This window comes from Pseudomonas proteolytica (assembly GCF_007858275.1).
Lineage (GTDB): Bacteria > Pseudomonadota > Gammaproteobacteria > Pseudomonadales > Pseudomonadaceae > Aquipseudomonas > Aquipseudomonas proteolytica.
Window position 1 is genome coordinate 41,618 of sequence record NZ_VFEV01000040.1, and the last position, 22,240, is coordinate 63,857.

General features: G+C 57.8%; 36 protein-coding genes. 16 read left to right on the forward strand and 20 right to left on the reverse strand.

Annotated features, from left to right (window positions below):
- Positions 1-41 precede the first annotated feature (41 nt).
- From FIV38_RS30040 to FIV38_RS24015, 4 genes are read right to left on the reverse strand one after another with little or no spacing between them, the layout of a single operon-like run.
- Positions 42-212: a hypothetical protein gene (locus FIV38_RS30040; RefSeq protein WP_159439631.1), complete on the reverse strand. Its 171-nt coding sequence runs from the start codon at positions 210-212 to the stop codon at positions 42-44.
- A gap of 9 nt (positions 213-221) precedes the next feature.
- Entirely contained in the window at positions 222-1,199 is a 978-nt protein-coding gene (locus tag FIV38_RS24005) for a major capsid family protein (RefSeq protein ID WP_092238857.1), read from the reverse strand.
- A 12-nt stretch (positions 1,200-1,211) separates the two neighbouring features.
- On the reverse strand, positions 1,212-1,721 hold the full coding sequence (locus FIV38_RS24010; RefSeq protein ID WP_092238854.1) for a structural cement protein Gp24: 510 nt from the start codon (positions 1,719-1,721) through the stop codon (positions 1,212-1,214).
- Entirely contained in the window at positions 1,721-2,830 is a 1,110-nt protein-coding gene (locus tag FIV38_RS24015; protein WP_170228391.1) for a DUF2213 domain-containing protein, read from the reverse strand. The genes FIV38_RS24010 and FIV38_RS24015 overlap by 1 nt, the downstream gene beginning before the upstream one ends.
- Before the next feature lie 102 nt (positions 2,831-2,932).
- On the opposite strand from FIV38_RS24015, the gene FIV38_RS24020 reads away from it, so the two are divergent.
- Together FIV38_RS24020 and FIV38_RS24025 are read left to right on the forward strand one after the other, a co-directional pair.
- Positions 2,933-3,211 (forward strand): phiTE_015 family protein, encoded by a 279-nt coding sequence (locus FIV38_RS24020; protein ID WP_092238848.1) that lies wholly within the window; start codon positions 2,933-2,935, stop codon positions 3,209-3,211.
- On the forward strand, positions 3,211-3,435 hold the full coding sequence (locus tag FIV38_RS24025; protein ID WP_092238844.1) for a helix-turn-helix domain-containing protein: 225 nt from the start codon (positions 3,211-3,213) through the stop codon (positions 3,433-3,435). The genes FIV38_RS24020 and FIV38_RS24025 overlap by 1 nt, the downstream gene beginning before the upstream one ends.
- On the opposite strand, the gene FIV38_RS24030 is transcribed toward FIV38_RS24025, so the two are convergent.
- The 16 genes from FIV38_RS24030 to FIV38_RS24105 all read right to left on the reverse strand — a co-directional run bounded on the left by FIV38_RS24030 (position 3,414) and on the right by FIV38_RS24105 (position 13,761).
- The gene (locus FIV38_RS24030; RefSeq protein ID WP_249043019.1) at positions 3,414-4,379 is read right to left on the reverse strand and encodes a phage head morphogenesis protein; all 966 of its coding nucleotides are present in this window, start codon (positions 4,377-4,379) and stop codon (positions 3,414-3,416) included. The two genes, FIV38_RS24025 and FIV38_RS24030, sit on opposite strands and share 22 nt — an antisense overlap.
- Complete coding sequence (locus FIV38_RS24035; RefSeq protein WP_092238841.1) at positions 4,270-5,676, reverse strand: DUF1073 domain-containing protein; 1,407 nt, start codon at positions 5,674-5,676, stop codon at positions 4,270-4,272. Before FIV38_RS24035 ends, FIV38_RS24030 begins: the two co-directional genes overlap by 110 nt.
- Positions 5,677-5,728: 52 nt before the next feature.
- Entirely contained in the window at positions 5,729-6,061 is a 333-nt protein-coding gene (locus FIV38_RS24040; RefSeq protein ID WP_092238838.1) for a phage holin, lambda family, read from the reverse strand.
- A gap of 23 nt (positions 6,062-6,084) precedes the next feature.
- Positions 6,085-6,687, reverse strand: a complete 603-nt coding sequence (locus tag FIV38_RS24045; protein WP_092238834.1) for an HNH endonuclease — start codon at positions 6,685-6,687, stop codon at positions 6,085-6,087.
- A gap of 480 nt (positions 6,688-7,167) precedes the next feature.
- Positions 7,168-7,848: a hypothetical protein gene (locus tag FIV38_RS24050; RefSeq protein WP_092238831.1), complete on the reverse strand. Its 681-nt coding sequence runs from the start codon at positions 7,846-7,848 to the stop codon at positions 7,168-7,170.
- Positions 7,845-8,441, reverse strand: a complete 597-nt coding sequence (locus FIV38_RS24055; RefSeq protein ID WP_092238828.1) for a recombination protein NinG — start codon at positions 8,439-8,441, stop codon at positions 7,845-7,847. Before FIV38_RS24055 ends, FIV38_RS24050 begins: the two co-directional genes overlap by 4 nt.
- A 166-nt stretch (positions 8,442-8,607) precedes the next feature.
- Positions 8,608-8,913, reverse strand: a complete 306-nt coding sequence (locus FIV38_RS24060) for a hypothetical protein (protein WP_092238825.1) — start codon at positions 8,911-8,913, stop codon at positions 8,608-8,610.
- Positions 8,910-9,380, reverse strand: coding sequence for a NinB/YbcN family protein (locus FIV38_RS24065; RefSeq protein WP_092238822.1), 471 nt, complete (start codon positions 9,378-9,380; stop codon positions 8,910-8,912). Before FIV38_RS24065 ends, FIV38_RS24060 begins: the two co-directional genes overlap by 4 nt.
- Positions 9,377-10,213, reverse strand: coding sequence for a coiled-coil domain-containing protein (locus tag FIV38_RS24070; RefSeq protein ID WP_092238819.1), 837 nt, complete (start codon positions 10,211-10,213; stop codon positions 9,377-9,379). The genes FIV38_RS24065 and FIV38_RS24070 overlap by 4 nt, the downstream gene beginning before the upstream one ends.
- Positions 10,210-10,548: a hypothetical protein gene (locus FIV38_RS24075; protein WP_092238816.1), complete on the reverse strand. Its 339-nt coding sequence runs from the start codon at positions 10,546-10,548 to the stop codon at positions 10,210-10,212. Before FIV38_RS24075 ends, FIV38_RS24070 begins: the two co-directional genes overlap by 4 nt.
- Positions 10,545-10,733: a DUF1382 family protein gene (locus FIV38_RS24080; protein WP_092238813.1), complete on the reverse strand. Its 189-nt coding sequence runs from the start codon at positions 10,731-10,733 to the stop codon at positions 10,545-10,547. The genes FIV38_RS24075 and FIV38_RS24080 overlap by 4 nt, the downstream gene beginning before the upstream one ends.
- Positions 10,733-12,133: a DnaB-like helicase C-terminal domain-containing protein gene (locus tag FIV38_RS24085; protein ID WP_092238810.1), complete on the reverse strand. Its 1,401-nt coding sequence runs from the start codon at positions 12,131-12,133 to the stop codon at positions 10,733-10,735. The genes FIV38_RS24080 and FIV38_RS24085 overlap by 1 nt, the downstream gene beginning before the upstream one ends.
- The gene (locus tag FIV38_RS24090) at positions 12,130-12,951 is read right to left on the reverse strand and encodes a replication protein (protein ID WP_338110279.1); all 822 of its coding nucleotides are present in this window, start codon (positions 12,949-12,951) and stop codon (positions 12,130-12,132) included. Before FIV38_RS24090 ends, FIV38_RS24085 begins: the two co-directional genes overlap by 4 nt.
- Positions 12,948-13,214 carry a hypothetical protein gene (locus tag FIV38_RS24095; RefSeq protein ID WP_092238804.1) on the reverse strand — a complete coding sequence of 89 codons (267 nt, stop codon included), beginning with the start codon at positions 13,212-13,214 and terminating at the stop codon, positions 12,948-12,950. Before FIV38_RS24095 ends, FIV38_RS24090 begins: the two co-directional genes overlap by 4 nt.
- 2 nt (positions 13,215-13,216) lie before the next feature.
- On the reverse strand, positions 13,217-13,462 hold the full coding sequence (locus FIV38_RS24100; RefSeq protein WP_235861134.1) for a CII family transcriptional regulator: 246 nt from the start codon (positions 13,460-13,462) through the stop codon (positions 13,217-13,219).
- 65 nt (positions 13,463-13,527) lie between these two features.
- Positions 13,528-13,761, reverse strand: a complete 234-nt coding sequence (locus FIV38_RS24105; RefSeq protein ID WP_092238798.1) for a helix-turn-helix domain-containing protein — start codon at positions 13,759-13,761, stop codon at positions 13,528-13,530.
- Between the two features lie 104 nt (positions 13,762-13,865).
- Between FIV38_RS24105 and FIV38_RS24110 the strand changes: the two genes are divergently transcribed.
- The 14 genes from FIV38_RS24110 (at position 13,866) to FIV38_RS24175 (ending at position 22,087) form a co-directional block, all read left to right on the forward strand.
- Positions 13,866-14,600, forward strand: a complete 735-nt coding sequence (locus FIV38_RS24110; RefSeq protein ID WP_170228392.1) for a S24 family peptidase — start codon at positions 13,866-13,868, stop codon at positions 14,598-14,600.
- A gap of 56 nt (positions 14,601-14,656) precedes the next feature.
- A complete protein-coding gene (locus tag FIV38_RS24115) occupies positions 14,657-15,178 on the forward strand; it encodes a hypothetical protein (protein WP_139273594.1) in 522 nt (173 codons plus the stop codon).
- A 629-nt stretch (positions 15,179-15,807) separates the two neighbouring features.
- Positions 15,808-16,062: a hypothetical protein gene (locus tag FIV38_RS24120; RefSeq protein ID WP_092238789.1), complete on the forward strand. Its 255-nt coding sequence runs from the start codon at positions 15,808-15,810 to the stop codon at positions 16,060-16,062.
- 64 nt (positions 16,063-16,126) lie between these two features.
- Complete coding sequence (locus tag FIV38_RS24125) at positions 16,127-16,402, forward strand: hypothetical protein (RefSeq protein ID WP_139273593.1); 276 nt, start codon at positions 16,127-16,129, stop codon at positions 16,400-16,402.
- 418 nt (positions 16,403-16,820) lie between these two features.
- Positions 16,821-17,051 (forward strand): hypothetical protein, encoded by a 231-nt coding sequence (locus FIV38_RS24130; protein WP_092238783.1) that lies wholly within the window; start codon positions 16,821-16,823, stop codon positions 17,049-17,051.
- Positions 17,052-17,072: 21 nt separating this feature from the next.
- Complete coding sequence (locus FIV38_RS24135) at positions 17,073-17,333, forward strand: hypothetical protein (protein ID WP_092238780.1); 261 nt, start codon at positions 17,073-17,075, stop codon at positions 17,331-17,333.
- A gap of 21 nt (positions 17,334-17,354) precedes the next feature.
- On the forward strand, positions 17,355-17,645 hold the full coding sequence (locus tag FIV38_RS24140) for a hypothetical protein (protein WP_092238777.1): 291 nt from the start codon (positions 17,355-17,357) through the stop codon (positions 17,643-17,645).
- The gene (locus FIV38_RS24145) at positions 17,642-17,854 is read left to right on the forward strand and encodes a hypothetical protein (protein ID WP_092238774.1); all 213 of its coding nucleotides are present in this window, start codon (positions 17,642-17,644) and stop codon (positions 17,852-17,854) included. Before FIV38_RS24140 ends, FIV38_RS24145 begins: the two co-directional genes overlap by 4 nt.
- A complete protein-coding gene (locus FIV38_RS24150; protein WP_092238771.1) occupies positions 17,851-18,045 on the forward strand; it encodes a hypothetical protein in 195 nt (64 codons plus the stop codon). The genes FIV38_RS24145 and FIV38_RS24150 overlap by 4 nt, the downstream gene beginning before the upstream one ends.
- Before the next feature lie 156 nt (positions 18,046-18,201).
- Positions 18,202-19,365, forward strand: coding sequence for a hypothetical protein (locus FIV38_RS24155; RefSeq protein WP_092238768.1), 1,164 nt, complete (start codon positions 18,202-18,204; stop codon positions 19,363-19,365).
- Positions 19,366-19,372: 7 nt separating this feature from the next.
- Complete coding sequence (locus tag FIV38_RS24160; RefSeq protein ID WP_092238765.1) at positions 19,373-20,317, forward strand: recombinase RecT; 945 nt, start codon at positions 19,373-19,375, stop codon at positions 20,315-20,317.
- Positions 20,304-20,936 (forward strand): lambda exonuclease family protein, encoded by a 633-nt coding sequence (locus FIV38_RS24165; RefSeq protein WP_092238762.1) that lies wholly within the window; start codon positions 20,304-20,306, stop codon positions 20,934-20,936. The genes FIV38_RS24160 and FIV38_RS24165 overlap by 14 nt, the downstream gene beginning before the upstream one ends.
- Positions 20,933-21,535 (forward strand): hypothetical protein, encoded by a 603-nt coding sequence (locus FIV38_RS24170; protein ID WP_092238760.1) that lies wholly within the window; start codon positions 20,933-20,935, stop codon positions 21,533-21,535. Before FIV38_RS24165 ends, FIV38_RS24170 begins: the two co-directional genes overlap by 4 nt.
- A gap of 69 nt (positions 21,536-21,604) precedes the next feature.
- Positions 21,605-22,087 (forward strand): hypothetical protein, encoded by a 483-nt coding sequence (locus FIV38_RS24175; RefSeq protein WP_092238757.1) that lies wholly within the window; start codon positions 21,605-21,607, stop codon positions 22,085-22,087.
- Positions 22,088-22,240 lie beyond the last annotated feature (153 nt).

The following is a 22,240-nucleotide window of genomic DNA, read 5'->3' on the forward strand; positions in this document are numbered from 1 at the left end:
AGAATGAAACAGCCCCTCGGGTTAGGAGGGGCTGCGGGGTGTTACTTGGCTTTCGCCCTGTGCTCGATCTTCAGCCAGCCAGCCTTGACGAACAGGTCGTCTTTCAGCTTGTCGGCTTCCTTGTCGTCGAAGTCGGTGATGACCTCGCCGGGCTGGATCGTGCGGTCAGGCATAACCAGCGGGCTAGCGCTGGTATTGGTCAGAGTTGCCATGCGACCCCCTTAGATGCCATCTACGTACAAATGGCTCAAAGGAACCCGCAGTTCGGTGCCGGCAGTGCGCACAACACCCGCAGCCTCGAAGCGCAGACCGCCATGCGACGGGATCGGCGCATTGAGGGTGAATGGCATCGGCAGGTGGAACTTGGCGAACTGGGCGTTCTTGGTGTAGATCATCATGCGGTTGCCGCCGCCAGCACCGGCGGTTGCCGCCTGCAGGATTGGCTCGATGGTGATCTTAAGCACGCGCTCCAGGTAGCTGATCAACGTTTCCGCGGTGTTCGGGATACGGAAGGTGGTCAGCAAGCCGTATTCGATCAGCGGCAGCAGGATGTGCGTTGGGCGGAAAATAGAGTTGGTCTGAGTGCCGTAAACGCGAAGGATGCCGTTGTTCAGCAGGGTCAGGATCTCGTTTGCCGCGGTCTCGCCGCCAGCAGCCAGGATCGCCGCGATGGTCTTGTTGGCGCCGCCCAACAGAGTGCCGGTGGCAACGACTGGTACGCCTGGATACTTCAGCAGGCCACCAGTGGTCAGCGAAGGCCAGCGAGCGTCACCAACGAATGCCACGCGGTCCAACCACTGCTCGGTCAGAGTGCGGGTCGCGATTGGCTTCTCGGCCAACAGGTTGATCGCGCCGCCGAAGCCGACAGAGTTGGCGATTTGCATGGCCTTGCCGACTTCGATCTGGGTGTAGGTGTAGCCCAGGCCAGCCTGAACCACGTCAACACCGCCGACCTTGGCAGCGATTTCAGCCAGCGGGAAGTCGTGGGAAACATCACCGATTGGTGCCGGCTCACCCTTGTAGTCGAGAACCTTGAAGGCGATCGACTCGGTATAGTCAGGCGCCGAGGTGTCCACGGTCAGGATCGAAGGGTATTTGATTTCTGGGTACGGCTGGCGCAGGACTTCCTGTTCAACGTAGGTCAGTTGACCCAACAGGAAGCCCAGTTGCGCCTGGGGGGAAGTGTCGAAAGTCTTCATTCGATCTGATCCTTAAGCGGCGATGGTGGTAGGCGCGATGGCTTTGATCTGTACCAGCACCAGCTCACCGGCGGCGGCGTCCGTCAGGAACGTGCAGCCGGCCAGGACGTGGTTGCCAGCGGTCGCGGCGTTGGTGATCTCGCCGGTGGTCGGCAGGGCGTACACCTGCGCGCCCTTGACGGCGCCGGCCAGGGTCTTGACCCAGATGCGGCCGTGGGCCAACAGGCTGACCTCTTCGCCGGCACGATAGCCTCCGACTGCGTTGCCGCTATCCGAGACTTGGCCGGTGAGGTAGCTGCCACTGACACCGACAGGCTTGCGCACCGAGATACCGAGGAAGAAACCGGCGCCGGCGGCAGGCAGCTTGCCCGAGCGATCAGCAGTGTCCGACACGACGACGCGACCGAAGGGGATGGCGACCGTGGCAACAGCGGTAGTTACATCCGCCATGCTCAGGTCATTGATCTGGCCTTCGTAAGCCTTGCCGGCGTACTGGCCAAAGGTATCAATTGCAGTACCCATTATTTGCCACCACTCAGGAATTTGTTGTAGGCGTCAGTGCCATCAGTGGTCGGCTTCAGGCCGCGAGCAGCTGCGTCCTTGGCAAACTGCTTGAGGCTGTCGTTGACTTTCGACTTGTCGTCATCGTCATCTTCGTCCTCGGTTTTCTTCTCTTCGGCCTCTTCAGCGGCGGAGTCGAATACGTGAGTGACATAAGCGTCAGACTTGCTGGCCCAGTCACGAGTCGGCTTAAGCTTCGCCATCGCTGCGCGCTTGATTTCGATTGGGGAAACCAGGCCCTTGGCGTCAAAGCTCTTCACGAGCTTGGCTGCCACGGCAATGGTGTCGAGAGTTGCTTTCACGCGCAGGCCGATAGCGGCGTCGGAAGTTTCCTTCTTGGCCTCTTCCAGCTTCTCTTCGGCTTCGTCCTTGGTGGCTTCAGCTTTGTCTGCGCGCTCCGCTTCTTCGTCCGCGAACTTTTGCAAGGCTGCCACGGCGTCTTCGACTACCGTTGCTGCCTCTTCGTCCAGGATGATGGAGCGGCTTTTCTTGGAGTCCAGAAAGACTTTCCGGGTCGCCATATGGGTAATACCTTTCGGTTTGTGGTCAAAAATGCGGGCGACCTTTCCGGCCCGCGCTGCTGCTACAACGGCGTTGTGATTGATTTGAATGTCACGCTGCTCGTATTCGTAGGCGGTGCCTGATACAGGGTCTACGCCGGGGGCTTCCACGTATTCAGCGAGGTAGCCAGGGGAAAGTTCGGCCTTGCCGGACTGGATGTCGTCGATGGCCGACTGATCCTTGATGATCATGTCCACCACCAGATTGTCGCCGTCACGCTCAACACCGCGCACATGACCTACCGACACTTCCTTGAAGGTGGTCGAGTCGACCAGGTCGTCCGGGTGGTCGTTGGTCACGTCCTTGTCGAGGTAGGTCGCCATTGATTCGGGCGAGAACACTTCCTCTGGGGAGCGGTAGACGTTGACGATTCGCTCAGGCCCATCCAGATCCAGCTCGCTCGACAGGTACTGATAAACCCCTGTTCGAGCTGCAATGCCCTTCACGCAGAGGAATCCTTCAGGCGTGAGCGTTCGCGACGTAGGCTTGAAGGCCTCATCGATGGTCATTCTTTTCATAAGGTTGGTTTCGCCTATTGCGATACAGGAACACTGTTCCTATATTGGTAGCCATGCCAGCCGGTTGGGCTAGGCGAACAGGAGTAGTGCGAGATGAGTTCCGAAAAAATACGCGAGCAATTCGAGTCCTGGGTTGTCGAGGAAGCAAAGAGGCGCGATTACAAATTCATGGACAACGTGCTTAAGCGCGATCCATCGGGCGAATACTCAACAACTTGGGTTGATATGGCGTGGATGGGCTGGGAAGCATCCCGCGATGCATTGTTTATCGCTCTTCCTGAGAAGGACTGGGCGCCAGATTACGGAGAGGTCATATTTTATGAAGAGGCCGTCTCAGCCATTGAGGCTGCTGGCGTGAAGGTTAAAACCTAATGAAGCCTGATGCGTCCAATCACAACCCAAGCCCGCACTACCTGCGCGGCGTTCTGGAGCAGGCTGGCATCAGTCAGCGAGAGGCAGCAACGATGCTGGGCCTGTCCGACAGGGTTATTCGCTACTACCTGAGCGACACTTCATCGCCCAGTCACAGGCCGGCGCCGTATGTCGTTCAGTTCGCTATCGAATGCCTGGCGGATCACCCCTTGCTGGGGAAGTAATTCACGCCGGGGATCATGGCGATGGCGATGCAGCGGCAGAGAACGTGGTGCTTTCCGGGGTGCAGGCCGGTCTTTCCACCCCACGGAGCGCCGTCGGCGACCTTGTACACGCCTGGCCCGTAGCCAATGTCCTGGCGGGCAATTCCGTAGCAACTGATCTTGGCGTTTGGGTATTTCCCGCCTGGCGCACCAGATACACGTTGATCGCCTGCATCTACGGCCTTGTAGAGCTCTATGCCGGCCGCTGCCTGGCGCTGGCGGGTCAGGTCGCTATTGAGCTGAGACACTTGGTCCCGCGCAATGAGCTTGGCCCGCCTGGCGCTTACACCGGTCTGTTCCTGTATCTGCTTGGCGATGGCGGTTGGCGCGAGCCCATCCTTCATGCCGCCAAGTACGATGGTCTCGACGTTTTTGAAGTACTCGTCGGGGATCGACTTAATCAGGTTGACGTTTTCAGCCGTGGAGGCTTCCAGATAGTCCTGCATACCCTTGGGCCGCGTGATTAGCTGGAAGTCGACACCGACTGCCTGATTTACCGACTTTCGGAAGTCTTCGGCGTTATCTGCCTCGGCTCGGCTGACAGTGCTGGACGCCACCCGCTGGATCTGGGATTCGAACAGGGATGAGCTGAAACGGCGCGACACCCCGCGTATTGCTGCGAGAACTTCATCAGTCCAGCCGTCCATGGTCGGCAGGGCGTCGGCGATGTAGTCGCGCTTCAAGCGCTTCAGCTCAGGCTCAAGCGCCTTTACCAGTTCCCCAGCCATCAGCCTAACCATGCCTCGAAGCTGGCCGCTGTAGTAGCGCTCAGCCTCTTGGCTTGGCAGAACAGGCTTAGGGGCGCGGGGTTTCTTTTTCCGCTGCTCCATCATCGCCAGGTTTGTCGCCTTCAGTTTCTCCAAGGGAGAAGCCGGGGAGACCTTCGCCGTCATCGCCGATTCCATTGTCTTGATCCTTCTCGATCTTTTCTTGGGCGGCGATCTGTTCGTCGGTGATGGCGTACGTGCCTTTCGACTGTACGCGGCGCATGGCGTGGCTGCGACGAATGACCCCGGCCTCAATGCTCAGCGCGTCAGATTGAGCGTCCGCCAGATCTTCCTGGGCCTGTTCAGTACCCGTAGGCAGGGATAGAGGCTTCCATTCAAATTCAAGACCTTCAGGGTAGTCACCCAGGGCGGACCGAATAAGAACCTGGTCAAGCGCCTCAAGGTCGAGACGCATCTGGCCGTCTTGCTTGCCTTTGATCGTGCCTTCGTAGGTCTTGCGGTCACCTTCACCTGTAGCACTCAAGCCCGAGGCTGATTGCCCCCACAACTCAGTGACAGGCATCTCAGCTGCGCCAGCAGTCCATACCATGAATTGCTCCATGATCTGGCTCAGGCCGGAGAAGGCGATGCTGTTGCGCTCGTACTTCTCGTTGTCCTGGTCAAGCAGGCCGAGGTTGATTAGCGACTTCATCATGCCGAACAGACGATAGCGCTCGGTGATCTTGTCGCTCTGGGCGCTGGCGAGAGCTCCCTGCAAGCCCTTCACACTGACAGTGTCGACGTTCGCCTCAAGCACCAGGGAAGCAATACCGCTCTTGGTCGCCACCACATCGCGCAGGTCAGACATGCAGCGACGTAGGCGGCTGTCACCCCAGCCATGCTCAAACATGCGCATACGGCGCGGCAGGCGAGCCCCAGTGCGGCGAATGATGTGGTTGTAGTGAATACGCTGCTCGCCGTTCACCATCATGTAGTACTCGGGGAGCATCCAGTTTGGCTTGAGCGGGTCGGTCAGGTTGAATTCTGTTGGCTGGATGTCCCAGCGGTCGAGGACGACAAGGTTCTTCAGGTCACCCTTCTTGATCTTCTTCAGGTCGAGGGGCTCACTCAGGTCCTGGCCGGTCACCATCAGCAACGCGGCACCACCGTACAGGTCAGCCCAGCAGCACGTATCAAGGTAGGCCTGCTGCACGCCCAGGCGGCGCTCTTCGTTCGCGATGTCCTTGGCCTGCTTGCCATTGAACGTGCGCCACTCACGCAGGGCGTCTTCGTTCGGCTTGTCCACGATACGGCGGGCAATCCAGTTCGACTGATACGCCGCTTCAAGCTCAATCTGGTTGACGAACTCAAAGCCGAATACGTTGTGGGTGCGCTTGTCGCGATTGGTGCCGATGTTGGCAACCATGTTCGACAAACTATCAGTTGACACGACCTTGCCGGCCTGAATCTGAATTCGCGGTTTTGATGTGGTCATAAATTGATCTATCTCGCGCCACGAAACGGCGGTTGTGAAAACGTGGCGCGGATTAATCGACCTTGCGGCCTGGCAGCTTGAAGTCTGTTACCCGATCAGCGATGGACCGGATCTTCTCCACGCCGAGGAAGCCAACCCAGCCACCTACAAAGGTAGCCATGCTCTGTGGGAGCGAGAAGAACTCAAGCCCGCTAATGATGGTAAGGGCCAATCCACCACAGATAGCGCCCTCCACGATCATCTGACGCCGGGTACCACCACCGTAGGTGATTCGCAGAACAGCCATCGCACAGGACAACGCAGCCGCATAGAGGATTGGCGAATGCTGGCTCAACCACGCAAGCGCTATCGCCCAGGTGTCTGGATTTTTCTCTGGCATATTCATTCTCTACTCGCCTCATCTGGGCGCTAAACAGCTACGGCCTTCAGTGGCCCTGGAACACCATGTAGCTGGTGATAGCCGAGCTCTACCTCAAGCGCCTTACGAGCCTTGGCAGCATCATCAATTGATGAGTAATAGCCGATACACCTGTGCTTGCCGTTCGCGGTTATTTGCCCAGTCCACTTCATTGTCTTACGACACCAATAAACGCCAATCACCCCGCTCCGATTTGTAACCCGGAGCGCTTGATTCCTTTGATTGTCTGAATGGGTGACGAGTCGCAGATTCGCCAGACGGTTGTCCGTCCCTACCCCGTTCAGATGGTCAATGACTAGGGCCTCATCAATACTCCCGTGCAGCAAAATCCATATCAGCCGGTGGCATGGATAGACACGTCCATCCACGCCCACTTGAATGTATTGCTTTCCCGCACTCTGTTTCTTGGTTCCAGCTATAGCACCAGCAAACCTGGCATTCCATCCACGACAACGGCTATCGCTAGCGAACAATGAACGATCCCTTGCCCGCCATCGGAGAAGGCCGCTATCTGCCTCATATTCAAAAAGCAGGCGCAGCTCTTCCTGGCTGAGGCTTATTGGCCTGGCCATCTTCAAGGGCATGTTGGACATCTCGGTTCCTCCCCGTCAGGGAGTTAGGGATACGACAGGCCATGACCTGCGGAATTGAATCGGCTCACACAGCACTCCCAGCTCGGAGCAATGGGTGTGGTGGAGCCGAAAACTGAAAGGCCCCGATCAATGTCGAGGCCCTGAATAGGTGCGCGCGTCTTTCCGCGCTGTCTGCCAAAGACGATCCCAGCGTCGACGCCCCTATGCACCGATCTCGCCGTTTCTGTCTCGCGCCACCCTGTAAGCATTGAGGTAAGGGTGCGCGGGCTGCCGGGGTTGTTCTCGTACGTCGCACTGTCCGGCTATCGACGTCCAGGCCTTCCCGAAGGCTGCCCTGGCTACAGGTGAAACTCAGGCAATAAAAAACCCGGCGCGGTGGCCGGGTTCTTTTTAGTCAGTCCTACACACGCAGGAATGACAGGATGGGTGAATAATGCGACATGGCGACATGATATTGCAAGCCCTTTTGAGGGACTATTTTCATGCGGCCTCACCAGACAGAACCCCTACGGCCTCAAGCATGTGCTGTGCATCGACCAAAGCCTCGTCCACCATCGACTCCAGCGCTCCCTTGATGCTCTTGTTCCAGCGCTGATAGGTGCGCTCCGTCAGACCCTGGGCATCCCAGTTCGTCATGTCGTAGTTCGACTCGGCGAGGACGATCATCTCGCCCGGCTTCGTCTCGGCCACCGACCTGGCGTGCTTGTTGGCGCGCGCAACATCTGCGTCGGCTGCTTTGTTGCGCCAGTCCCACTGGCCCTCACCCTTGTTTTCTCGATGCTTTGGAGCTTTGACCTCGATCACGGCGCGCTTGATGCCTTTCGACTGCTGCGGCACAGCCCACACCAGTACCGCCTGCTGAGTGAAGCGCAGTGGCGCCGGCGAAGGCACAACCGCGACAAGCCGCCCGATGGAATCGATCTTGCGCCCGCGGTGGGTGCTGTACTTCGCCACCAATGCATTCCAGTGGCGCGGGCTGAGCTGGGCATGCAGAAGCTTGTGCACGATGCAGTCAGCAAGTAGGGCCGCATCCTTGCCAGTGATTTCCCCCTTCAGTTTGCTGGTCTGCACTCGAGGCTCGACGTTGCTCCCACCGGCACTGTTGATGGTTTCCGCTGCCAGAGCGCGGACGACTGCAGAAATGACGTTTTGGTAGTTCATGCTGCAGCCCTCTTGAGTTCTCTGGTCTTTGTCCGGTACGCAGACTTGATGGCCTTGATCTCATCCACGGTGTACTTGCGCACGCTCTGGTCGGATTCCAGGGCGTCGACGGCCTCCTGGCCAATCCGCGCTATCAGACCGATCCGGTAGTCCACGGCATTCCCGGAAAGGAACCGGTTATCCTGCTTACTTTGGGCATGGCAGTTGCGCTCATCGAAGCGCAGGTGCGGTGCTGAGCCAACGCTGCGGTAATGGCCTGCATCTACCGCGTTACCGCTCCAGTCCAATGGCTTGCCGCTGGATATGCAGAAGTGGCCGGCGGCCTGGTCCCGGGTGCGGATGTACTCGTTGAACGCCTGCTGTGCTTCGCGAATGTGGTAGCCACGAGTCTTGAGCGCCTCCTTGCGCACCTTGATCTCCCGGCGGCCGGCCTGGGCCAGCGACTTCTTCTCCTTGGCCTTCTGCACCTCTACGGTGGCCAGCGCACACTTAGGGCTGCACACCGCCTGACCGAGGCGCTGCGGGACAAATGAGGCCCTGCATGCTGGGTTCTTGCAGGTCTTTGGCTTGGGTTGTTTGGCGGGAAGGCTCATGCGTCGCGCCCCCACAGAAACCCAACGAGGGCCATTGCATCCGCAATAGCTGCTACCGCCCAGAACGAGGCAGGAGCATCAAACGGGCCTATTCCGGCCTGCTTCAGCACTGCGCACATTGCAATGACGAGGATGCACTGAATCATTAAAAAGATAGGGGCCGGGCTCATGCCTCCACCTCCTTGGCTTTCTGCTGCTCGGGGGTGAAGTCACCGCGCAGAGGCATCAGGTTCTTCTCAAGCACCATGGTGTATCCTGTTGATCCAGACGTAGAGACAAGTGCATCCCCAGCGACAAACCAACCAGGCTTATCACCCGTGTGGCGCACGCCGTCGAACCCGATGACAGGGAAATCAATCCGATCCCCAGGGAGTAGGAAGGCCACCAGCTCACAAGACTTCCCCACATTCTCAGGCGATCTGCTGTACCCAACGATCAGCGCCAGGTCGCCCGGCTTGAAGTTATGGCTCATGCCGCCACCTCGCCCAGCAGATCAGTGAACACCACACCCTTGGCGCTGAACTCGGCAACGATCTGGTCCGTGTATGCGATGCCCTGGGCGCGATTGAACAGGCGAGTCACTGGGAAGCCATCCGGGCCGAAAAGCGAGCAAGGCCCCATCAGTTCGATCTTTGTCTCGTAGTCCAGGTGCAGGAACATCAGGTTCCAGCCATTGCGGAAGTCGGCGTCGGCGCTGCGCATGATCGGCACGCCGAAATGCAGCTTGCAGTACTTGCGGGCGTCCTCCACGTCGCCGATCTGGGTCATCTGGGCGATTCGCTGGTACAGGGCGAACCACAGGGCGTTCTGGTCAAGGGTGCGGTCCTTGCCTGGGCGCAGGGAGACCACCACGAACTTCTTGTCCCGGTACATGGCTGTCAGGGCGTTGATGGCCTCGGATAGCTTGGTGGAGCTGTTTACGCTGATCTTGTCGGTCATTGCCCGCCACCCTTCGACCCTTCTGGATCGGCGCTTTGAGACGTTTTTGAGGTCGATTGCCCGCCACGCTCTCCCTGGCCCAGGGCGGCGTTGGCAATTTCCTTGATAGCCTCGCACTCGTCGTAGAAGTCATTCGGGTTGATCCTTGGCGTACCCCAGTTAACCAAGTCGCGCACCAAGCACTCGGTGTTGCCCTCGACGTGGTTGAAGATGTCAGTCAGCGCTTGGCGCAGCGCTTTCAGTTCATCAGGAGTATCGAGGTGAGGCTCGACCCTCCCATTAGCGGCATCGCAGTTCTCGCAAACATCCCCGTTGGCAGCCATGAATCCGGCACCGTAGCTGTTAACTGGATAGCCGTCACCGCAGGCGCACCAGATGATTGCATCCGTCTCGTCTCGATTCTTTGGGCGCCGCGCATCCCGAAGTCTGTTGACAGTGGCAATCACCGCTCCTGCAGCGCTTGATATCAGCGCATGCTGCGATCCTGTGAGTTCGGGCCATGGCGTAGACTCGAATCGCGAGTACTTGTGAAGCTCCATTGCCGCCGCCCGGAAATCACCGGAAAACAGGTGCCCTTCAGCGGACTTGGCGCGCTGTTTCCAGTACGCAGCGCGGTCAGCATCCTTGCGCAGTACCTCCACCTCAGCCTTCAGCTCAGCATTCACCCGCTCGTAGGCTTCGTAGCCGGTCTTGAGGCCGGCGTTTTCGGCCTGGAGTGCTTCAACCTCCTGCCAGAGTCGGTCGGAAAGCGGATCGAACCAGCCAGCCATTTTTTGCAAGCTGCGAATGTGTGCGGAAAGCTCTGCGGATGTTTGTTCGCGGACGTATGTCATAGCTCTTGCTCCAGTGACTCACCGCCATCACCCGGCACAGAACCGGCCTTGGCCATCGCAATGACCTTCTCGGCCTGCTCAAGCAGCTCTGGATAATGATCGTTCCAATTCTGTTTGTAGGCCTTGGCCATCATCGCTTCAAGGGTCTTCAGCAGCTCTGGAGCGGTGCGCATCAGATAAGCATTCGCCCAGCTTTCGTCGCCGATCACGAACTTGATGCCGTTGTGGTCCATCGCGCCAATCGTGGCTATCTCAAGCGGCTCACCGTCTCGCTCTACGCTGATGCAATAGTCCTGGCGGTCTACGAGCCATTGCTCTTTGGTGTGGTTGCTCATGTCCGCTTCTCCGCTGCTTCTGCGATCAATGCCATGTGCTCCAGGCGCTCGGCGGCCTGGCTGGCCAGATTCATACCGTCCGCCTCATCCACCACCGGCATGCACACGAAACGGATTCCGTGCTTGACCATTGTGTTGGCCATCTCAAGGGATTGGAGTAGCTGGGCTGGGTTTGCTCGTTTCATCAGAAACCACCCCGTGGGTTAAAGTCGTTCAAAAGGGATTTGGAGGATTTACGAGGTGGTGGTGCTGAAGCTTCCTGCTGCTGCTCGCGCTGGCCGGCGTAGTTGACGAAGCGTGCGAACTCACCCTGGTGCTGGAGCAGGCAATGACCTACCGATGCGTGGCGGTGCTTAACCACGTCGATCTCGGTCACGCCGCTGCGCCCGAGGTCAGAATCGGCGTCACGGTGGGCAATCATGATGATGTCGGCGTCCTGCTCGAGCTCGCCGGAGTCGCGCAGGTCGGACATTTGCGGCTTCTTGGTCGAGCGCGTTTCGATGCTGCGGTTGAGTTGGGCCAAAACGATGATCGGGATGTCCAGTTCCTTGGCCATCGCCTTGATGCCCCGACTGATCGCGCCAAGCTCCAGGTTCCGGTTCTGCTGGCGAGAGGTAGCCTCTGGTGCGATCAGGCCGATGTAGTCGATGACAATCAGGTCCAGCGGCTTGGCGCGGTGCTGAAAACGGGCGATGTTGCGGATGCGGCTCAGTGGCAGCCCGCCCTTCTGGCAGATGCGCAGGTCGGCAGAGTGCATGCGGCTCACGGCGCCGGTGATTCGAGTAATCGATTCGCCGTTGCCCATGGCCTGGCCGGTGTCGATGCTGCCAAGCGTTACCGCCGAAGAAGACGCCAGGCTGCGTTTGGAAAGCTCCTTGGCAGACATTTCGAGCGAGAAAACCAGCGCTGACTTGCTTTCGCGGATGGTCAGGTTTTCGGCGATACCCAGGCCCAGCGTGGTTTTACCGGTGCCTGGGCGACCGGCTATGATGATTACGTGCGAGCCGCGCAGGCCTTGGACCAGTTCATCCAGATCCTTCAGGCCTGTTGCGTGGCCGTTGATGCCCTCGCCATTGAAGCGAGCGTCCATTTCGTCAACGACCGGGCCGAGCGCTTCATGCAGGCTGATCACATCCGGCTCGTCGTCTTCGCTGTTCAGGGCCAGGACGGCCTCTTGAGCGTCGGCGATGATCCCGGCCAATGGTCGTGCGTGGCTCGCCATGTCGATGATGGCTTGACCGATCTCCGCGACTTTGCGGGCTTTGGAGCGCTCTACCACGATTCGGGCGTACTCAAGCCCATTCGCGGCGCTTGGTACGCCGTTGTAGATCTCCGAAGCGCGGATCATCGTCAGCTCGCCGCTGGACAGTTCGTGGCGAATGTCGGCAATCGAAACAGGGTCTGCTGGGCGGCCGGCGGAACGGGCGGCAAGGATCAGCGTGTAAATCTCGGCAACGTCTTGGTCGTAGAAGTCGGTCGGGCTGACCATGGCGCCGATTGATTCAATCAGGTCTGGTTTGATGAACAGGGAGCCGACAACGCCGTACTCAGCTTCCATCGCAACCAGTGGGCGGTCAGTGATCATAGGGCCTCCAACACTTTCAGGACCTTGTCCTGGCGGGTCAGAAACTCAATGTCAGCAGTCCAGCCACGGTCGTTCTCGCCGATCCAGTGCTTGTTGTTCAGGCAGTCGGTGAAGTAGGCAGTCCAGAACTCGCCTTTGCGGAACGGCTGGACACCGTTGATCTTCAGGTTCCAGCAGCCCTTGATCAGATTCTTGCGCTTTGGCGACAGGGTCAGGCAATTGGGCAGCAGATCGCCACACACGGTGTTGTAGATCTCGACGATCTTGCCGTACGGGATGCGCTCGGCTTTGGCCGGTTCTTGTTGATCAGGTTCTGGGTTGCCCTGCTGTTCCGGTTCAGATTCCAAATCCTTGCCGGTCGAAGCGACAGCGGCGACAACTGCGTCAGCAGTAAGATTTGTATTTATGTCTTTATTGTGTGGCAAGAACGCCACATTGGACGTGGTGGAAACGCCACACTGTGGCACTACTTTCTGTTTGTTCTGATGGGTGTTTTTCTTGTCGATTGCCCACTCATTGATCGGTGCAAAACCGATAGGGCTACGACTTCCTCCAACGCGGTATATGACACGCTGACGGATAAGCTCACAGATGGCGCGGGAAACGTCTTCACGATGGATGCCGGACATCTGAGCGATGTAGGAGGCAGCAATGCGGGCGTTCTCAAGGTTGTAGCCGGCAGTTTGACGATGAATAGCCAGAGCGACACGCAGCTCGCGGCCAGATAGGTCAGCCCCAATCAGGGCTTCATACAGGTCGTTGTCCATCCGGGTAAATCCCCCGGTATTGCGAAGTGGGATTATATTGCTCATACTCATTCCGTCCTGAAGTGCATATCACTCGACCCGGCTGCAACCGGACGAGACAAAGAAGCCCGCAAATGACTTACACAGTCCTTGCGGGCTTTTCTTTTGGCTACGTCGCTGTAAAGGCCACGAATCAAAGTCGCGGCCTGCATTGCTTCCTGCATATGAAATTCTTTGGTTCCTGCCAGCACCGGACCTGACTCGCCCAGGGTCAACAAAACCCGGTCAATGACCTTGTTCACGCTTTCCGCTGGGTGCGCCGATCTGCTGGCCATGATCATTCTTCCTGCAACTGATCAACGTGCTGGATCAGTTCCATGTAGCGCTTTGCCTGGTGCAGAAGGGTCGCAATGTCCCGCTTGTCAAAGCACTGCATTTCCTTCGGCACCAACTTCAGATCAAGCACCGCCAGGATCTGGCAGAACTGCTCGAACTTCTCCGGCTTCATGCGGCTGATCGTTGCTTCGTCGCAACCGACCGCAAGCGCGACAGGGGCATTACCGACCGATGCAAGGTGCTGCATGAGAACTGCATAGTTCTTGCGGGACCTTACGGTCTGCTCTTGGCTTAATGGGCTCGTCGACATGATTAGGCCGCCGACGCGAGTTCAGGCCAAATCACGGTCCAGTCATTTGGGCGCAGGGATTTGCGAGTCAACAGCCCGCAGGTTTCCCGCTCAAGAGACGAGGCCACGCTGGCGGATGCTTGCTTGTTGCCATAGGCAATCTGTTTCAGGTAGCCGCGAGTGGTCCCGGTTCTTTCTACAACCTCGTCCGAGGCTGTCTTGAGCCACTCCAATAACTGTGTGTGCTTGGTTCGCATCACGGATTCTCCTAAGTGATGCGCCAATTCTTACCCATAGGTAAGCATTAAAGCAATACCCGCAGGCCATTTACCTATAAGTAATCGGAAAGCATATTTGTGTCATGGATAAAAAACTGATCAGAAAGGCAAATCTTCAACTACTTATCGACCGGCAATACGGCATCGGTAAGCATGGCGCGAAAGCTGAATTCGCTAGGCGCATGGGCAAGCAACCTGATTACATTTCCAGGTGCCTATACCCACCAGGCAAGCCAGGTGCTAAAAATGTTGGCGAGGTTTTCGCTAGGGCTGTAGAGAAGGAATTCGAATTAGATGAATACGCATTCGATAAGCCGGGCTTGGGCGGCGCAGATGTCATCGATGTAGAGGGGTTGCCTGCTGCGCTTGCACAAAAAATAAAAAACTATCGCTCGACGATTTCGGTTGAGCGCTTAGATATAGCCGCATCAATGGGTCCAGGCACGGAGCCGCCAGAAATGAACATGGTTGTTGAGCATATGCGCCTCGATGCCAATTGGGTGCGCCAGAACCTCGTCTACACGTCTACTGACAACCTAAGGCTGATCTCGGGTCGCGGAGACAGCATGGCGCCCACTATCCGCAACGGTGACGCCCTGCTCGTAGATTCCGGTGTCACGTCTGTCGAGTCAGACGCAATCTACTTCTTCTTGATGCGCGGTCAACATCATGTGAAGCGCATCCAACGAAACCTGGACGGCCTGACAATCATTTCGGATAACGGCCAATACCGCGAGATTGACGTGCCTGGCGACCGTGAAGGCGATATCCAAGTGCTGGCGCAGATCATTTACTGGTGGACCGGGCGTAGCTTCTAGCCTCTCCCTTCACCTATCCTGTGATTATTCGACCTATCGCTAAAAGGAAGCTATCGGTGATCCAAAAACCAGCTTTGTGGCTAGCCCTTGCTTTATCCATGGCAGGTATATCTGCACACGCTGAAACCCTTTCAGAGTGGAGCTTTGGAAGCCCAAAAACTGCAAGTGGGCTCCCTTTGTGTAGTGCTTACGTGTCTGCTCCGAAAGCCGGCTCCGAGCAAATGCTAGCAATTCAGAAATACAGCAACCAAAACCTATTGAATTTGAAGCTATTCAAAAGGACATGGGACATTCCAGCGGACACCAAAATAACTGTCACCATTGACTTTGCGGGTAGCGATTCCCTGACCCTAAGCGGCCTGGGGAAGGGGCAAGTTGTAGGCATTGAGATACCTGGGACAATCACGGCTGAATTTTTGGCAAGCCTGAGAGAATCTAGCTATCTGCGAATTGGCTTTCCGAAAGGATCGGAAAGCGGATGGAGTATTAACCTGAGCGATGCCGGGCCTCACATGGCGAATTTGAACCTTTGCGCTCTAAAGCAACGAGAAGAGTTTGAAAATTCACAGCCGTTCTAGGTTCGCTAAGCTGCAAACCGTTCCCGACTGAACCCTAAGACAATCACCCTAAGCCCGCCATTGAGCGGGCTTTTTCATGGACGACCGAAAATATCTTACCTAAAGGTATTGACCTAATGTTTTACCTGCAGGTATTGTTCACTCCATCGAGTCACCCAACAGGGACTCGCCAGGGCCTCACGGCCTGACCCGCTCTTTAAAAGTCTGACGTGACCCAACGACGTACCGGCAACCCCGGTGGTGAGAAAGCTAAACCGTCGTCCATGCAGCCTATGGTAGCTGCCGTACTCCCACATGTGAGTACGCGAAACCACGCTCCCAAACCGGAACAGCATCGAACACGAAATGTGCGACGCCGGTGAGAGACGACTCGGAATTGTTGCGTGGTGGAGAGAACAGATTTCCTCGATGACCTTGGCGACAGGGTCATCCGGGAAATCAACGGAGTAGACGAAATGCCGAAGTTCGGATGCGCAAACAACCAGCAAGCCGCCGACAAGGAATGCCGCAAACAATGCCGATTGGCTAAGCAGAGCGGTTGCACGGTTCCTTACAGTCTGTCTCGAATGATCGAAGCCAAGGTGCCGCTGTCGACCATCCGTGCAGTGTCCCGATAGAAGGAGAAGCACATGCCCAAGTACATGCTCGACTACATCCGGCTTTGCCGGGAATGCAGCCTGGATCTGCGCACGATCGGCAACATGCTCAACATCGTGATCCCATCACTGCAGCGCGAAGCGGTAGCGATTCGGGGCGCAGTGAGCGAATTTTCCGGGGAATTCCATGAGCTTGAGCAAGACGCTGAACTGCTGGAGTCAGCTATACGGGCCGGAATCCAGCGCTGCGCGCCTCAGCCGGGCCAGCAAGACCTGTTCGCAGCATGACGGACCTTTTCACTGATGCCCATCCAGAGCGGTGGTCATCGGGAAAACAACCGAGGGCAAGACGATGAGCAAGACGAAATACCCCTACATGGCATGGGTTCTTATGCCTTCCTTCAGGCCGAAGGAAATAGAGATCGTTCGAGAAGGTAGTCGTAGCCTCCATTACCAACACACTGACAGGAACTGCAGCGGCAAGCATTACGCTCTTTCAGATCTTCACGAAACCAAGGCTGATGCAGTTTCGGCAGGTCTTGCAAAAATTGAAGTCCAGCGCGAAGCCCAAGCAAAGCGTCAGGAATCGATCGACAAGAAAGCTGCAGAGCTTGCAAAACACCAGTAACAACCAGCGCCACGACAGCCTGTCGCAAACTGCCCGATCCTCTCTATGAGAGCGCATCGGGGTGTGATCTGAATCCTGCCGCCAAGCAGCACAGCTTCTATCCAGCGAGACCGGGAGGGACGAACACCGGTCGATGCAGAGATTGGCACCTGCCAGATCACACCCCGATGCAGACTCAATAGGTGGCCACTGCCTTCCCAGTGAGCGAACAACGGAGGGTGACCATCATGGACTAGCCAATAGCTGCCCGACGCCTCACGCGCCCGGCAGGCTTGTACGTAAAGAGGGAAAAGCCCGGTTTCGACTGGGCTTTTTTACGCGCCTTTATTACGTCAGCACTTACCCCGCGCCCATCGGCAACCAGCGGGAGGCATGAGTTTTGACGAATACAGGTGAACCAACCACTGAGGAATCAGAAATGCGCCCAGTAATGACGATGGCCCCTATCTGGAAAGCCAACAAAAAAGTCGGCAATAAAGACCTCCGCGAAGCTCGCTTTCATCAGTGGGGATGCGAGTACGAGGAATTTGAATCCGGGCCCGGCAACTACACCGTTGCAGTGGTTGAGTTTGCTGATGGCTCCATCGGGACGGTGATGCCCGAGTGCATCCGCTTTCTTGATTCAGAGCAGGCCACTGATTCCGCCTAACCCCAAACACTGGAGGTCGCCATGGCCCGCACTTACGAATATTGGACGGTCAAGGATGGCGAAGACATCGCTATCAAACTGACCGTCGCATATTACTCGGCCCGGAAAGGAAATTTCAGTTCGCAAGCCGCCGATCCCGATGAGTACTTCGGCCATTGCGAAATCAATTTGGAGTCGAAAGACGACACCAGCTTCATGACTGAATCCGAGATCGCCTCCATGGAAGAGTGGCTTGTAAGCGAGCATTCCGAGTACTTGGCCGATCAGGACTACTACGACTAACCCGCCACTCTGGAGGCATCCATGGAACACGAAATAGTTGTTGAGGGGTTTGTCCTCCAGGTGGGGGTGACCCATTGCGTGAATGAGCCTGCACGGCCGGGAACGTGGGATAGCGACTGGGATGCCCATGGCTGTCGCGAGCTGGAATTCAAGCTTGTTTCGGGCATCTGCTACGACGAAGACGGCGTGCGGATGGATGTGCCGGAATACGTGCTGCCGGTGCTGGCTCACCAGTACGGCCCACAGATCACCGTGGCGCTGTGGCACGAGATTGACTCGCGCAAGAGCCGAGAGCGGAGGTTTGCAGCATGAGCAGCCAGCACGATTTGGCCGTTGGCATGCTTGAAGGGTATGTCGAGCGGATGATTGATCCTGAGTGCAGCGTCATCGCGGTGAACGCCTCGGCTGGCACTGCCCTTCTGATCTTTCGCACCCTTGGGGTCATTGATTCCAAAGAGGACACTCATTACACCGAACGATTGCGCCGCGCCTATGAGCGCCGGGAAGGGAGAGCCGCATGACCATCGCACCGGTTAAATCGCTGATCGACGAGCAGCTCGACGACATCGAGCGCCGCATCGCCATCCTGGGTTTCGGCCTTCCCTTCAACGAGCTCATCGGCCGCAAGCGTGAGGACCTGGTGCGGGATCTGCCCCAGCGCCTGGCACCGACCATGAAAGGTGGCCGGATTGCGGTGAGGGTCCGACGTTGAAAACCCGCCAGCGCACCCGGCGCCTACTGATCTGGCGCGGCTCCTTCTCTGCCCTCGCCATCTGCACTTTCCTGATGTTGCTCAGCGCCCTCGCTGATCGAATCACTCAATAACCAATACCTTCAAACGCTGCGTGCATCGCGGCAAGGAATCCCCATGTCCGCAGAAACCGATTTGGCTGTAGTGCCACCGAAAGAAACCGCACTGACAGTGTTTAGCACAGCCAATGGGCTTGACCCATGGCTTCAACAGGTCCGGGCGAAGGTCGATGAATTCAACAAAGTGCTGCCAGACCTGACAACCCGCAAGGGCCGTGAGGCTTATGCCTCGATGGCGCACCAGATCGCTAAGTCGAAAACCGCGCTTGAGGCAGTAGGTAAAGAGATTTCAGCCAAGCAAAAGGAAATCCCCAAGCTGATCGACGCTGAGCGCAAGCGCGTATGGGACACGCTTGAGTCGTGGCAGAAGGAAGTTCGCAAGCCATTGGACGACTGGCAGGCCGCCGAAGATGCGCGGGTAGCCAAGCACAATGATGGCATCCAGCAGATCAAGGATATGGCTCTGTTCGGCGAGATGCCGCCGGCGTCCGTGGTTGCCCGTGTAATTACCGACCTTGAAGCCATTGCAATTGACGATAGCTGGGAAGAGTTTCTGGCTGAAGCTGCCCAGGCAAAGGATCAGGCGCTGGCGAAGTTGCGCGCCCTTCTGGCCGAGCGCAACCAGTACGAAGCCGAGCAGTCCGAACTAGTGCGCCTGCGGGCTGAGGCAGAAGCCCAGGCCCAGCGCGACCGCGATGCAGAGATTGCCCGCGTTGCCGCCGAACAAGCCCGACTTCAGGCAGAGCAGCAGGCACAGGCCGAACGTGACGCAGCAGCGCGCCGCGAGCAGGAGTTACTGGACCAAGCCGCAGCCACTCAGCGCGCCGCCGCACAGGCTGCACTGGACGCCGAGGCAGCCGCCGAACGCCAGCGCCTGCAGCTGGAACTACAGGCTGAGCAAGCACGCACAGCAGCGGCTCAGGCAGAAGCAAGCCGTGTTGCCGCTGAACAGCGCGCCGAGCAAGAGCGCATCGCAGCCATTAAGCGCCAGGAGGAAGCGGTAGAGCAGGCACGCATTGCTGAGCAGGCTCGCGCCGACGCTGCTGCCGACGAGATCCTGCGCCAGGCAGAAGCCCGCGAAGCCGACCTTGAGCACAAGAAGTCGATCAACCGAGCAGCCCTGGAAGCTTTCATTGCTGGCGGCATGCCCGAGGCTTGCGCAAAGCAGGCGGTCACCCTGATCGCACAGCGCAAGATTCCAGCCATAACCATTTCCTACTGAGGTCACCATGAGCCAAGCCGTCGCAACAATCACTCAGGACATCTACGGTGCGCGCAATCAGTTCGCCAACGTCCTGACCGACCGCTCGCTGAACTTTGAGCGCGAGGCTGAATTCGCCATTCAGGTGATCACCTCCAGCGAGTACGCCACCAAGATTGCCGTGCAGAATCGGCAGTCAGTGGTCAATGCCATCACCAACATTGCTGCCATTGGTATCAGCTTGAACCCAGCCAAGAAGCAGGCCTATCTGGTTCCGCGCGACGGCAAGATCTGCTTGGACATCAGCTATATCGGCCTGATGGACCTGGCCATGGCTACCGGCGCAATCCGCTGGGCACAGGCCGAGCTTGTCTACACGGCCGATTCATTCGCCCTCAACGGCTTCGACAAGCCGCCGACTCACTCGTACAACCCATTCGCAACGGATCGCGGCGATGTGGTCGGCGTTTATGTGGTGGTCAAGACGGCTGACGGCGACTATCTGACCGAGACGATGAGCATCGACGATGTGAATGCGATTCGGGACCGATCAAGCGCTTGGAAGGCCTGGATCAAAAACCAGAAGTCCTGCCCTTGGGTAACCGACCCGGGCGAGATGATGAAGAAGACCGTCGTAAAGCGCGGCTACAAGTACTGGCCGAAGACGGAGCGACTTGAGCAGGCCATTCACCACCTGAACACCGACGGCGGCGAAGGCCTTGCGTCAATCCAAGGATCCGCACCAACCGATACCGAGATGGTGAATGACTGGATTGATCTGGCGATGCGTGCCGGAAGCCTGGAAGCGCTCGCTGAGGTTTACCACAACGCCACAGCAGCCATGAAACAAGCCAAAGATGCTGCTGGCCACGCCCGCTTCAAGGCGGAGGTGACCAAGCGCAGTGAGGCCCTGAAAGCAGCGGCCGAGCCCATCGAGGGCCAGGCTGAGGAGGTGTTAGATGGAGCAGCGTAGCGCTGAATGGTTTGCGGCCCGACTTGGATGCGTAACAGCCAGCCGGGTCAAGGATGTGATGGCCAGCGGGCGCGGCGGCGCGCCTTCTGCCACTCGCAAAAACTACATGATGGAGCTGCTTTGCGAGCGCCTTACCGGTCAGCAAGGCGGCAGCGACCTTTCGCGCAATGCAGCAGTGCAGCGCGGCGTCGAGCTTGAGCCATTCGCCTGCATGGCCTACGAGGCTGATAAGGGCCTGATGGTGGCTGAGACCGGCCTTGTCATGCACTCGACGATCCAAGGCTTTGGCGCATCCCCTGATGGGCTTGCCGGTGATGATGGCGTGCTTGAGATCAAGTGCCCGAACACTGCGACCCATATCGCGACGATGCAGTCAGGCAAGCATGACCCTCAGTACGAGTGGCAGATGCTTGCCCAGATGGCTTGCACCGGCCGTAAGTGGGCTGACTTCGTGAGCTACGACGACCGCCTGCCCGAGGAACTTCAATACGTCTGTTTCCGGTATGAGTTCGATTTCAAGCGCGCCCGTGAGATGGAAGCCGAAATAAAGGCCTTCCTGGAAGAGCTGGCCGACCTTGAGAAGGAAATGCGGGAGCGGATGAGGAGTAAAGCAGCATGATCAGCATCCTCCATAACGAAGTAGAGCGCCTGCGCCCTGCCCAGGAAGAACTTGCCGCCCAGTTCGCTGAGTTTGTGGCGGCCGGCGGGCGGATTGAGGAAGGCCCGGCCAGCGGCTACATCCCCAAGCCCATCACCTACAGCAGCCAGATGCCGCCTGCGCCCAAGCCTTTTGTTCGGCGCCGGGTTGAGCCTGTATCGCTGACGGAGCCCACCAATACCAAGCTTGAAGAAAGGATCGAGGCACGCAAAAAGCGCGTGGAAAAGGTGATGGAGTTGGCACCTAGCCATACCCAGGGCGAAGTCTCAAAGATGACCGGGATAGGTCGCCGAGCGCTGCTGAATATGTCGATCGAATTCAAGTTCAAGTTCAAAACGTCACCTCGCGGCAGGCATGGCAATCCCGACCACATGAAAGCCCTTGCGGACCGAGACGCCAAACTGGCAGAGCGAATCAAGGCGTTCATGGAAATCGGCATCAGCCGCCGCAAGGTCTGCGGGAAGCTTGGGATCAACACGAAGACCCTGGCCCGAGTTCTCAAAAATCACGCGATTGACTACCCACTGTCGAAGCCAGGCGGCGACCGATTCGCCGCATAGCCCGCACCCAGCAACGCAAACGTCAAACCTGGCTCGCACTGCCGGCCAGCGGAATAGAAGAGGTAGGCCATGGCAGCCGAACAGAAGGAACGTACGGCCAAGCTTGCCGAGAGGCGGCAGGAGCTGGGCGAGCAGGAGTTGCGGCACACAATGCCGTACGGCGCCCGGAAGATGCTCGACGAGTTGATGCGCTGGCATGAGGTCGAGGAAGTCAGCGAGGCGGTGCAACTGCTGGTACTGAATGGGCGGGCCGAAGATCTACCGCCGGCTCCGCCCAAGGTAAAAGGGCCGTCCGACATCATCCGTCACTACTTCCGCCAGGGAATGCGTGACCGGCTGGAAGCGCTCACCGCCGAACTGGGCGAGACGAAGAACCGGGCGACCATATGGCGACTGATCGCATATGCCCACTCGTTGGGTGCGGAGAAGTCCGCCCCTCTATTCGAAATTAAGCCCCACGGCTACGAGATAACAGAAAACGTGGCGCGCAAATTGCGGCAAGCGGGCTTTGCCGAATCGATCCAAATGAACGCCGAAGACGGCGACGAATAACCCACCCTACTCGCTGCATCCGGTAACCGGAGGGCGGCGCTTACCCGAGGAACACCGATGAAAGCCAAGACAATTTCTATCGAGGCTGACGGCCTCAAAATCAAAGGCACTGCCGAACGTATGATTCAGCTGCTCGCGGCTAGCTTGTTTGGA